General features: G+C 38.5%; 10 protein-coding genes, 1 tRNA gene and 2 pseudogenes. 11 read left to right on the top strand and 2 right to left on the bottom strand.

Going from position 1 to position 12,326, the window contains the following annotated elements:
• Positions 1–83: 83 nt before the first annotated feature.
• The 3 genes and pseudogenes from RMB03_RS14805 (at position 84) to RMB03_RS14800 (ending at position 1,243) form a co-directional block, all read left to right on the top strand.
• Positions 84–170 (top strand) — tRNA-Leu (locus RMB03_RS14805).
• 93 nt (positions 171–263) lie between these two features.
• Positions 264–362: pseudogene (locus RMB03_RS21085) on the top strand (XRE family transcriptional regulator); the annotation flags it as partial.
• A gap of 11 nt (positions 363–373) precedes the next feature.
• Positions 374–1,243 carry a hypothetical protein gene (locus RMB03_RS14800; RefSeq protein ID WP_311076739.1) on the top strand — a complete coding sequence of 290 codons (870 nt, stop codon included), beginning with the start codon at positions 374–376 and terminating at the stop codon, positions 1,241–1,243.
• Positions 1,244–1,269: 26 nt separating this feature from the next.
• Here RMB03_RS14800 and RMB03_RS14795 read toward each other — a convergent pair.
• Positions 1,270–1,479: pseudogene (locus RMB03_RS14795) on the bottom strand (hypothetical protein); the annotation flags it as partial.
• Between the two features lie 274 nt (positions 1,480–1,753).
• Between RMB03_RS14795 and RMB03_RS14790 the strand changes: the two are divergent.
• The 8 genes from RMB03_RS14790 (at position 1,754) to RMB03_RS14755 (ending at position 11,361) form a co-directional block, all read left to right on the top strand.
• The gene (locus RMB03_RS14790; RefSeq protein WP_017389863.1) at positions 1,754–3,025 is read left to right on the top strand and encodes a sensor histidine kinase KdpD; all 1,272 of its coding nucleotides are present in this window, start codon (positions 1,754–1,756) and stop codon (positions 3,023–3,025) included.
• Between the two features lie 67 nt (positions 3,026–3,092).
• Positions 3,093–5,843 carry a bifunctional [glutamate--ammonia ligase]-adenylyl-L-tyrosine phosphorylase/[glutamate--ammonia-ligase] adenylyltransferase gene (gene glnE, locus RMB03_RS14785; RefSeq protein WP_311076738.1) on the top strand — a complete coding sequence of 917 codons (2,751 nt, stop codon included), beginning with the start codon at positions 3,093–3,095 and terminating at the stop codon, positions 5,841–5,843.
• A gap of 24 nt (positions 5,844–5,867) precedes the next feature.
• Positions 5,868–6,794, top strand: a complete 927-nt coding sequence (locus RMB03_RS14780) for a branched-chain amino acid transaminase (RefSeq protein WP_045435575.1) — start codon at positions 5,868–5,870, stop codon at positions 6,792–6,794.
• 67 nt (positions 6,795–6,861) lie between these two features.
• Entirely contained in the window at positions 6,862–7,752 is an 891-nt protein-coding gene (locus RMB03_RS14775; protein WP_205468527.1) for a mitochondrial fission ELM1 family protein, read from the top strand.
• Between the two features lie 22 nt (positions 7,753–7,774).
• Positions 7,775–8,803 carry a glycosyltransferase gene (locus tag RMB03_RS14770; protein WP_311076737.1) on the top strand — a complete coding sequence of 343 codons (1,029 nt, stop codon included), beginning with the start codon at positions 7,775–7,777 and terminating at the stop codon, positions 8,801–8,803.
• Positions 8,800–9,555: a polysaccharide deacetylase family protein gene (locus RMB03_RS14765; protein ID WP_311076736.1), complete on the top strand. Its 756-nt coding sequence runs from the start codon at positions 8,800–8,802 to the stop codon at positions 9,553–9,555. The genes RMB03_RS14770 and RMB03_RS14765 overlap by 4 nt, the downstream gene beginning before the upstream one ends.
• Complete coding sequence (locus tag RMB03_RS14760; protein WP_311076735.1) at positions 9,552–10,319, top strand: glycosyltransferase family 2 protein; 768 nt, start codon at positions 9,552–9,554, stop codon at positions 10,317–10,319. The genes RMB03_RS14765 and RMB03_RS14760 overlap by 4 nt, the downstream gene beginning before the upstream one ends.
• Positions 10,320–10,326: 7 nt before the next feature.
• Positions 10,327–11,361, top strand: coding sequence for a glycosyltransferase (locus RMB03_RS14755; protein WP_311076734.1), 1,035 nt, complete (start codon positions 10,327–10,329; stop codon positions 11,359–11,361).
• On the opposite strand, the gene ghy is transcribed toward RMB03_RS14755, so the two are convergent.
• The gene (gene ghy, locus RMB03_RS14750; RefSeq protein WP_311076733.1) at positions 11,358–12,245 is read right to left on the bottom strand and encodes a glycosyl hydrolase Ghy; all 888 of its coding nucleotides are present in this window, start codon (positions 12,243–12,245) and stop codon (positions 11,358–11,360) included. The two genes, RMB03_RS14755 and ghy, sit on opposite strands and share 4 nt — an antisense overlap.
• Positions 12,246–12,326 lie beyond the last annotated feature (81 nt).

Genomic DNA, 12,326 nt, shown 5'->3' with positions numbered 1-12,326 from the left:
CTAAAAGTGAACGATAATATTCACTTAGGGTTTGACAAGTTTTACAAACGCGCTAATATACGCAACACAAACATACTTCCTCTCCCGAGGTGGTGAAATTGGTAGACGCGGCGGACTCAAAATCCGCTGTCAGAGATGACGTGTCGGTTCGAGTCCGACCCTCGGGACCATATTCAGAATCGTAAGATTCTACGAAAACCCCTAAGCTAACGGCTTAGGGGTTTTTTGTTTTAGAAATTTTTTACGGAATTTTGATAATATATGATGAAGCAAAGCTGATTCAGTTGTACCGTCAAACACGTGAAGAAATGCGTTCGGGGTTAGTCTCTATAGCAGAGACTTATGCAAATCAATTTAAATAAAATAATTGAATATGAATTTAACTGACTTTCAAAAGAAAATTGCGTGGGGAGTAGGAATTCTATCTATTATTTCTTTATGGATAGCATTTCCTTTTATTTTTAAGCTTTTAATTGAAGCTTATAAATTTCCAAAGGACTTCACTAATTTTGGAGCATTTGGTGATATTTATGGAAGTTTAAACACACTTATTTCATCAATTGCTTTATGTGCAGTAGCTTTTTCTACATGGCTTCAAGTAACCTCTTTAAGGGAAACACGTGAAATAAATGCAAAACAACTTACATTGGCTAAATTAGCTCATGATGAACAAGTTAAGGAATCTAGAAATGCGATCTTCGCAAATAAGTTTTACTCATTATTAAACTTTAAAAAGGATAAATTAAATAGTGTTGTACTTGATCGGTTTATTACTGAAGAAAATGGTATTCCAGAATTTGAACAAGTCTCGGCTTTAAAAGTAATGGATGAATTAGCTTTTAGATTTCATGGAATTTTAGAAAAAAATAATAATGAATTTTCCAAACTTAGTTCAGAAGAGCTAGAAGAACGGTTCGATAAAATAATTGCAGATCTTGGATACGATTCATATTCATTACTAATTTCATATTTTCTAATTTATATCGATCTTTGTAATTTAATTAGGAATTCAAACTTAGAAAAACAAGATCAGGATTTTTATAAAAGTGTATTATCAAATTCAATGTTTCAACATGAACAATTAATATTATTTTGGATCACCCCAATATTTAATGTAATAGAGCTACACGATACAGAAATTTTTACAATGTTCGGTAATGTAGAGATATTTAAAAACTATGCTATTGAATTTCATAAAATAAGTCATTTTAGATATGAAGAGTGGAAATGTGTTTTTTCCTGAATTTGAAAACCCGGCCTAAGCCGGTTAGCATGAACCGCGCGGTTAATGTTGACCACATGGTGGTGAAGCGTGTTGATGATGGCGCTAAATTCTTGTTCTTTTAAACCATCATCGACTTTCATTTTTGAAAAGGCAAAAAGTAAGTTTTGAAGGTTCTCAAGTGGATATTCAATTTCTTCCAGTATTTCTTCAGCCGTCATTTTCTTTTGGCTATTAACGTCTAGTGTTGAGTGCATTTCTCTCTCTGTCTATTGATCATGAGGCTGTTTTATGAACTCGCATTTCTATCATCTTACAACTCTCCACCTTCAAACATTTGTTGTATTTTCCTAAAAACTGCCCACTTTGTGTATCTAAAAACCTTTAATTGAAACTTCACATTTCTATTTTGAAAAGAAAGTTGCTCTTTTAATGTACTGTGTTAAAGTTTGTAGTAGATCATAATGATTATAAGTACATTTCTTTTAAGAGCGGTTCCGACCAAAAACGACAAAATCTGTGAGGCGGGCAATGACATTCCAACATTTAGAACTAAACCAGATTGAGCAGTTAAGTGCTTGTAGAATATCGCTTTTGCTTGGATTAAATGCCGAGCAGAACTATATCGAGCAATTTTTCCGGTTTAGTCTTCGTCTTTTGAAGTGTAAAAAAGCCTTATTGACTTTTAATCAAGAACCTTACTTTTGGCATCGTTGCCCAGATGGTATGACCGCCATTTCGTTTAAACCTTCAAAACATTTAAAACAGTGCTTTGCTAAACAACAGGTGATTAATCACTTACATCCTTCCTATCAAAATTTAACCAACTATTTAAAAGAATTAAATATTGAGTGCAGTAGGGCGTTGGCAGTACATCTTCTACACCCTGATAAAACCTCTATGGGCTTCGCCGTTTTTTTTGATGACGATGCAGCAACATTTGAAGATGAAGACATCCAGTTATTGCTCGATTACTGTTCTACTTTTATGCAACAGGTCGAGTTGAAGTTTAACTATGAAGAGTTAAACGAACTCTATGAGCAACAAGTCGCGATTAACTCAAGTAAAACAAAATTCTTTTCAATCATTTCACATGATCTTCGAGCACCATTTCATGGTCTGCTAGGTTTTTCAGAAGTACTCGCCAAAGAGCGTGAAACTTTAGATGAATCGAGCATTCAAAACATTGCAGACTATCTATATGACACTTCGCAATCGACCTATAACTTACTCGAAAGCTTACTGACATGGGCGATGGCTGAGGGTGGGCGTTTTGTTTATCACCCAATTAACTTTAACCTTAGACAAGTCAGTAATATCGTTTTTGATGTTTTATATACCTTAGCTTTAAAGAAAAATATTGAATTGGTGAATGCTGTACCAGAAGATTTAAAAATTTATGCTGATATCAATATGATGACCTCAGTGATTCAAAACTTGGTGTCAAATGCGCTGAAATTTACAGATGTTGATGGTTCGGGCAAAGTTTTTATTGAAGCCAAACAAACTGGCGAAAATATTGAAATAACAGTGCGAGACACAGGTCTCGGTATGACCAAGCAACAAATGGCGAATTTGTTCCATCCACGTATTACTGCCAGCTTCAAAGGTACCGCAGGTGAAAAAGGTGCGGGTTTAGGTTTGAGCTTATGTAAACGTTTTGTCGAGATTAATCAGGGGAAAATTAATGTCAGTTCTAAAGAGGGTGTTGGAACCACATTTAAAGTTTTATTACCTTCGGCTCAAGACAGTCATGATCCTCATATCGAATATCAATCATCATCGGAAGCAAAATTAGTCTAATCCCTTTTCCTACCACTACTCGAACTGCTATAACTAAAAAGAGAGTACGAGGAAAAGAGCTTTTTATATGAATGCGGAGCAGTTACAAAAAACATTGCGTGCTAGTCAGTATGCGGAACAAGTTTTAGGCCTGCATCAGGCTGTTTTAGAACAAGATTACCAAATAGATCAATTTACTGCACCGCTCTCAACTGATCAAATTTATCAATTTGTACAAACCACATTAGATGGAATTGGTGATGAAACATCTTGGATGCGCGCACTTCGTATTTTGCGTGGTCGTTTAATGTTTCGCTGGATCTGGCAAGATGCTAATCAGCTTACCGATGTTGTCACACTTACTCGTGAACTTTCTGATTTTGCCGATGCCAGCATTTGTGCGGCAAAGGCTTTTGCACGTGTGGCACTCGTAGCGAAACACGGTGAACCTGTGGGTTACTCTGGCAAAGTTCAAGATTTGATTGTAGTTGCCATGGGTAAGCTCGGTGCACAAGAGCTTAATCTCTCGAGTGATATTGATCTAATTTTTGCCTTTGATGAACAAGGCGAAACCAATGGTCGTAAATGCATTGATGTACAGCAGTTCTGTATTTTATGGGGACAAAAACTCATTTATTTGCTTGAGCACATTACCGCAGATGGTTTTGTGTTTCGAGTAGACATGCGCTTGCGTCCTTGGGGGGATGGCTCGGCATTGGCGATTAGTCATGCAGCTTTGGAAAAATATTTAAGTCAGCATGGTCGTGAATGGGAGCGCTATGCGTGGATCAAGGCACGTGTTGTAACTGGAGATAAAGAAGGGCAAGACTTGTTAGAAATGACACGTCCTTTTGTTTTTCGTCGTTATGTCGATTACACCGCTTTTTCTGCTATGCGTGATATGAAAGCGATGATTGAGCGAGAAGTTCTACGCCGTCATATCGAGGATGATATTAAACTCGGGGCAGGCGGTATTCGCGAAATTGAATTTATTGTTCAGGTGTTCCAGCTTATTTATGGCGGGTCTAAGCGTGAGTTACAAGACCGCCAATGTTTAGTCAGCCTTGAGCACATTGGCGAAGCAGGCTTGTTAGAAAGACAAGCCGTTTTAGAATTAGAAGATGCCTATCTGTTTTTACGCCGTGTTGAACATGCAATTCAAGCCCTCAACGATCAGCAAACTCAGCTATTGCCAGAAGAAATTGACCTAAGACAACGAATTATAGATACCTTGGGTTTTGCGAGCTGGAATGAATTTATTGATGTTTTAAACGAGAAACGCCAGAAAGTAAAAGTTCAATTTAAGCAGCTCATTGAAGATACAAGTTCAAATGCAGCGACTGAAAACTTTGGCCAGTTAGAGCAGCAATTAGATGAAGTGTTGGATGACAATGCGAAAAATCTGATTCATGAGTTTTGGCATGGTCATGCACTTAAAAAACTACCTTCAAATGCAGTTCAGCGTTTAAAAACATTCTGGCCTCATTTAATTGAAGTGATCTTACAGTCCGAACAACCTCAAACTGCACTTTTACGTTTAATGCCGCTCATTGAGTCGGTCATGCGTCGAACCGTATATTTGGTGATGCTGATTGAAAGTAAGGGTGCATTACAACGTTTAGTGAAAATGGCGACCGTAAGTCCATGGATTTGTGAAGAGCTAACGCAATATCCAGTACTGCTTGATGAGTTTTTATCGATGGACTTTGAGTTGCCAAAACGCAAGGACTTAGAAGACTCATTACGTCAGCAGTTACTTCGCATTGAAATTGATCAGGTTGAAGATCAAATGCGAGCACTTCGCCTGTTTAAAAAGAGCAATGTACTCACTGTCGCTGCAAGCGATGTGTTAGCTGAAAGCCCGCTAATGAAAGTATCCGATGCGTTAACTGATATTGCTGAAGTGAGTGTAAACGCAACCCTCCATTTAGCTTATCAAACTGTAGCAAAGCGTCATGGTTATCCATGTGATGTCGATGGGAAACGTTGCTCTCTCGACTACAAAGCCTTTGCTGTCATTGGTTATGGCAAGGTAGGTGGAATTGAGCTGGGTTATGGCTCCGATTTAGATCTTGTCTTTATTCATTATCTGGATGAACAAGCAGATACGGATGGAACTAAGTCTATTACTGGCTTTGAGTTTGCGATGCGTGTTGCTCAAAAATTTATGTCACTCATGACCACTCAAACCCTTGATGGCCGTGTCTATGAAATTGACACGCGATTAAGACCTTCAGGTGAGGCGGGTTTATTGGTGACAAGTCTTAAGGCCTACGAACACTATCAGTTGAAAAGTGCATGGCTTTGGGAGCATCAGGCACTCGTTCGAGCACGCTCTATTGCTGGTGATGAGGTGCTTTGCCAGAAATTTGAAATATTTCGACGTGAGATATTGACTCAATCTAGAGATGAGGCTTATGTTCGTGAAGAAGTGTTGAAAATGCGTCAGAAAATGAAAGACCACCTAGGTTCGTCTTCTGAACAAAAAAAACATGGTATTTTTCATTTAAAACAGGACGCAGGTGGTATCGTCGATATCGAATTTATGGCACAGTATGCTGTACTTGCATGGAGCGGGAAGAAACCCGATCTCGCCCATTATTCTGATAATGTAAGAATATTAGAAGATGCTGCTAAAGCAGACTGCTTATCCAGTGAAGATGCCACAGCATTAATTCGAGCCTATCTTAGTGAACGTGCCGAAAGCCACCGTTTAGCCCTTGCAAATCAATCCATGCAAGTCAGCGCAGCGGACTGGCGTAGTACCCGTGCGGTCGTTTGCAATTTATGGCAAAGATTAATAGACCCAACCGCTTCGGTTGAGTTGGATAGTGAATGATTTTATAACAATTTGGAGTGTTCCATGAATTTGGCTGATCGTGATGGTTTTATTTGGCAAGATGGAAAATTAATTGATTGGCGTGATGCAAAGATTCACGTTTTAACCCATACATTACACTACAGTATGGGCGTATTTGAGGGTGTTCGTGCTTATGAAACGCCTAAAGGTACTGCCATTTTCCGTCTTCAAGACCACACAAAACGTTTGTTAAATTCAGCAAAAATTTATCAAATGAAAGTACCGTATGACCAAGCAACGCTTGAACAAGCACAAATTGATGTTGTACGTGAAAATAAATTAGCTTCTTGCTATTTACGTCCCCTCATCTGGATCGGTTCAGAAAAACTTGGTATTGCAGCAACAAATAACACCATTCATGCCGCAGTTGCAGCATGGGCGTGGGGCGCATACCTTGGTGATGAAGCAATGGCGAATGGTATTCGCGTTAAAACTTCATCGTTTACTCACCATCATCCAAACGTGACCATGTGTAAAGCAAAAGCATCTGGTAACTATACGTTGTCAATTCTTGCTCACCAAGAAGTTGCACATTCTGGTTACGATGAAGCTATGTTAATGGACCCACAAGGTTATGTATGCCAAGGTTCTGGCGAAAACGTATTCTTAATTAAAGATGGCGTTTTACACACTCCAGATATCGCTGGTGGTGCGCTTGATGGTATTACACGTCAAACAGTAATGACGATTGCTAGAGATCTTGGTTATCAAGTTGTTGAGCGTCGTATTACACGTGATGAATTCTACATTGCAGACGAAGCATTCTTCACTGGTACTGCTGCGGAAGTAACACCAATTCGTGAATACGATGACCGTCCAATCGGTACAGGTGGCCGTGGCCCAATTACTACTGAAATTCAAAAGACTTACTTTGATGCAGTTCAAGGTAGAAATCCGAAATATGAACACTGGTTAACTTACGTAAAATAAGTTAATCCGTTAACATAAAAAGGCGAACTTTGGTTTCGCCTTTTTATTTTTGGCTTATGGAGCTTTTATGCATATTGTCTATGTCTCTGATGGTAAGGCAGGACATCGTTCACAAGCATTAGGCTTGTTTCAGGCGATGCAAAGACAACAGGCAGATACAACTTTTGAAGAGATCCTCATTTCTGATTTACCTATTATTTCTTTAATTCAGGTACTTTTCTCTTCAAAAAACTCCTTATTTCAACAAGCTCCCGATTTTATATTTGGAGTGGGAAGTCACACTCATTTTCGGGTCTGGTTACTCGGTAAAATTTTTAGAAAAGCTAAAACTATTATTTTGATGAAGCCTAACTTACCTGTGGTTTGCTTTGATTACGCTGTTATTCCAGAACATGATGGCATCCATGCCGATAGCCATGTGATTGTCACGCGTGGTGCACTCAATCCAATTCGTAATGAAAACCGCCATCAAACAGCCAGAATTTTAATAGCCTTAGGTGGCTCATCTAAACGACATCAATGGAACCAAGATAAAGTATTAAGCAGTGTTCAAAAAATTGTTGAGAATAATCCAGACGCTGAAATTATTCTGACGACTTCACGCCGAACGCCAGCAGGATTTATTGATATTTTAAGACAGCAAAGCTTTGCCACACATTTGCAAATATTTCCGGTTGAGCAAACACCTCAAGGCTGGATTTTTGAAGAAATGCAAAAAGCAGAAGCTGTTTGGGTGACAGAAGATAGCGTATCTATGATTTTTGAGGCACTTACTGCGGGTTGTCGAGTAGGGGTAATGGCAATGGACCGTTTGAAAGACGACCGCATTACCTACTCAGTTGATCAAATGTTAGAATCAAAGTTAATTTCACAGCAGACTTGTGTTGTACAGTTACCACAACCTTATGCTTTTAAAGAAGCAGACCGTGTGGCAACATATCTTTTAGCGAAAAATTAAATTTTTTATTTTGAGTAAATAAATGAAAATATTGCATATTGCGAATTTTGGCTTTAATAAACAAGGCGCCCATTTTTACTGCACAGACCGTAAAATTTCTGCCGGATTAATTGAAAATGGCCATTTCGTTTATGACTTTAGTTTTCGTGACATGGCTCGTATGGGAACCATTTTTAAAACAAAAAAACTGGGTGCCAATTGGGCCAATAAAGAAGTACTAAAGGTCGTTAATAATATTGAACCTGATCTGGTACTCATCGGACATAGTGATTTAATGAGTCCAGATGTTTTAAAACAGATTAAAGAATCTTATCCAAATACTAAAATTGCATTTTGGTATGTTGACCCACTTTATCTCGAAAGCAAACTCGATTTCGTAAAAGCATTTTCGCCTTATCTAGATGCTATTTTCTGCACAACAGGTGGCGAATATCTACAAAAATTAAAGCAGCCTCATTTAAGCGTCGCCTATTTGCCAAATGTTGGTCACCGTAATGTAGAAACGCTACAACAATTTTCAAACGCTAACACAGACAAGACTTTTATCTTCTGTGGCGTGGTTTATAAAGAACCTGAGCGTGAGAAGTTCTTAAAAGATTTGGCAGATGCATTGAAACAAGGCCATGTGAACTATCAATATTATGGTTGCTTTGAACAGCCGGGTGTTTACGGTAAAGGTTATTATAAAGTTCTGTCTGAGACAAAAATGGGACTCAATTACTCACGCCGTAATGATGTAACCTTGTATAGTTCTGACCGAATTGTACAACTGACCGGTAATGGTTTACTCACCTTTAGCCCAAGAATTCCTGGCTTTGAAAAACTCTACACTGAGCAGGAAGTGGTTTACTTTGATGATCAGTTCGACTTGGCCAAAAAGATACAATTTTTTGATCAGAATCCAGAGCAAGCTGAAAAAATAGCGAAAGAGGGATGGGAGAAAACACGCAAATCTTTCAATGCTAAGCGCATCACCCAATTTATGGTTGAAGTGACATTTAAGCAGCCCCTTTCAGAAAATTATGAATGGTCACATGAGGTTTATGCATGATGTGGTTTTTGTACGTTGCGGTAGGCCTACTAGCACTTGCTGCACTGTTATATGTGCTGGGTAATTATACTTTCTGGCTTCCGTTTCGTTCGAGCAAACTACCACGTATTGTCATGCTGCATCAGGTGACCCCTAAAGATGCAGCCTCTGGCATGAATATGCCTCCTGAAAAGTTTGAACAACTCTTACAGTTGTTGACGCGTAAAGGGGCTACTTTTTGCTTTGTCTCTGAGCTTGAACAATATCGAGGTCAAAAGAACGTTGTTGCTTTAAGTTTTGATGATGGCTTTATGGATAATTATCTATATGCGTATCCATTACTCAAAAAATATAATGCAAAAGCAACCATTTATTTAGCTACACAAATTGAAGGAATCGAAAAGCTAACTCATGAGCAAATCCATGAAATGGCAAATTCAGGCTTCATTGAATTTGGTGCGCATACACAACATCATGTGAATTTACTTAAGCTTGACGATCAAACCGCTTACGATGAAATGCTTCAATCTAAAAAAGATGTTGAAGCTTTGGTTGGAAAATGTCCTAGTTTTGCCTATCCATTTGGTCGATTTAACGAAAAGCACCAGAAAATGGCGCAAGAGATTGGCTTTAAAAACGCCGTATCAACTCGTAAAAAAATCGAAGCGTACGAAGCAATTAATCAATTTAATATTCCACGTGTCAGCACGCATGGTGCCATGAATGCTTTACAGATGCGTATCGCCCTTGCTAAAGGACGTTATAAGTTATGAATAAAATTCCATGTAGTGTCTATATTGTCACTTTAAATTGTGGCGCTTGGTTAGAGGGAACTTTGCAAAGTGTCAGTGATTTTGATGAAGTCATTATTTTAGACTCTGGCAGTACTGACAATACTTATGAAATTGCACAGCGCTTTGAAAATACGCATATTTCTCATCAAGATTGGCAAGGTTATGCTGGGCAAAAAAGTTTGGCTTTAGCAAAATGTCGAAATGATTGGGTACTCAATCTAGATGGTGATGAAGTCTTATCTAACGAGTTAAAACAAGAGATTGTTGAGACCATTCAACAGAACAAGCTTGATGCATTAATCACACCGATTAATGATGTTTTTTTAGGTGTTCCCAACAGTAAACATACTAAAAAGCATGCAAAAGTGCGTTTCTTTCGCAAGTCTAAAGGGCATTACGACCTTGCCAATAAAGTCCATGAAAATGTGATTGTGGATGGTGAATCTCAGCGCGCTCAACATGATATTTATCATTATGGCGAGTCGAGCATTTTCGTTAAAGTCGAAAAAAATAACCAATATTCCAATTTAAAAGCATTAGAGAAATTCCAAAAAGGAAAGTCTCCAAGCGTTGCAAAATTGGTTTTGGTGATGCCAGTGACTTTTATGAAGTCTTATTTCATTCGCCGTAGTTGCTTAAATGGTTGGCGTGGTTTCGTAAATAGTATGATTAACGCATTTTATGCATTTCTAAAAGAAGCCAAACTTTTTGAACAGACTCTGAATAAAGATAAAAATAAGTAGGCAAGCTATGAAAATTGTTCAGGTATTGGCAACGAGTGGCGGAATCGGTGGCTTAGAGCAGCACACTTTTAACCTTGTTAATGAGCTTGCTTTGAACCATGAAGTGCACGTGATTGCACATCCTTGCTATGTAGATAAGTTTAGCCAACAAGTACATTTTCATGCGGTTGATTTTGCACGTAGCCGTTGGAATATTTTTTTACTTTGGCAACTTAAAAATCTGATCCAAAAAATTCAACCTGCTATTGTTCATGCACAAGCAGGAAAGGCGGCTGAGCTGATTGCCCGTATTAAGCCTTTTTTAGCTGGCCCTAAATTTGTAACGACGGTACACGGTACTAAAAAGAATAAATCTGCCTATTTAGCCGGCGATGCGGTTATTGCTGTGAGCCAAGCACTCACACAAGGGATTCCCGAGACGAAAGCACACGTGGTTTACAATGGGGTTTATCCTCAACCTGCTCTTACAGCTGAAAATAAAGAAAAATTACTTCAATCGATTCAAAAAGATTTTGCTGAGCTAGACCCTAGCAAAAAAGTTGTCATGTGTATTGGACGTCTAGAACCAGTAAAAAATATCAGTTTATTGATTGAATCGCTGCAACAGATTGATACCAATTTATGGATTGTAGGTGATGGTTCACTTAGAGCAAGTTTAGAGAAACAAGTCAGTGAATTAAACATGCAAAATCGGGTCGCTTTTCTTGGGTTTAGAACTGATGCGCGTGATCTGGTCCAGTTGGCAGATGTTGTAGTTTTATCTTCTGACCGTGAAGGTTTTCCGCTCGTAATGGTAGAAGCTTTACAGGCCGATAAAGCTATGGCTTCAACTAAAGTGAATGGTGTGATCGAGTGGCTGCCAGAACAATATCTAGCAGAAATTGGAGATGCACAAGGTTTAGCAAAAGCGATTCAATATGCGCTTCAACCTGAGGTTCAAAATGATTTTGGCCCTTTATATGCGAAAGCCAAGGCTGAACTGACTGTGCCAGCCATGGCTGAGCAGACGCTTAATATTTATAAAGGCCTGCTAAAAACTTAATTATTTTTTGGCGTAAGGCGGATGGCATCAAGTACCACGAAGTTATCTTCGACATTAATGGTATGGCAACCGTCATCTGCCTGATTCCAGTCTGGTAAAACCACTTCGAGTAATTTTTCTTCATAGGCTGTTGGGCTAAGCTGAGTAATCGCTTTTAATTCGATATTGCCGCCATAACGTTTTAAAGAATCTTGGCTTGGTCGAACCAGTTGTCCTTTATAAATAAAAGGTTTGCCTGCCATACGGAATTGCTGACTGCCTCGGCACACTGGATTCATTGGGTGCTCTTGCCATTCAGGATTCAAAATATCTTCGGTAAAGAATAGATCTAAACGGTCACCAAACTTCTTACAATCACGACGCGTTGAAGTAAAAAGATACCATAAGCCTTCATGATAAAAAGGTGTGCTGTCGACTGCTTCGATATTCTCGATCAGATTAGAATGCTTTTCCCATTTCAGTGGAAATTCAGCGCATTTCCAAAGCTCAATGGTTTTATTAGCCGAAGTCTCAGGAATCATGTACCAAGTGTCTTCTACTTTAAATACACAAGGATAAGAAAGGTGATAGTCGAGTTTTAAGATTGTCTCAGGCGGTGTGTAGGTGCCATCCTTAAAGACTTCCAAGACAGAAAGAAAGCCTACTGGATGTTCGTCATCAACTTCTTCAAAAAAAATAAAATGACGGCCATTTTCATAAGCATAAAAGCTATCTGCAAATGTAAACTTTTTAGGTGAGTGTATCTCAAAGAGTGAATCTAATTGCTCAAGTGTTGTAAAAGGTTGTTCTAACCAGCCGAAACGCATATACCAATGAGAGTCAAAAGATTTTGCTTTTTTTGCTTGTTGGTATTTGTACCATTTTTTTTGAATTGAACGAATCATGACAATACAAGAAAATAAAAAAGATATATTAACTCTATTTTACATTAGATATGATACGCGCTGTTTAAAAGGGGAATAGCT

Origin of the sequence: Acinetobacter sp. V91_7, from assembly GCF_031799075.1 — a bacterium.
GTDB classification, from domain to species: Bacteria; Pseudomonadota; Gammaproteobacteria; order Pseudomonadales; family Moraxellaceae; genus Acinetobacter; species Acinetobacter calcoaceticus.
This window is presented reverse-complemented; position numbering and strand designations above follow the sequence as displayed.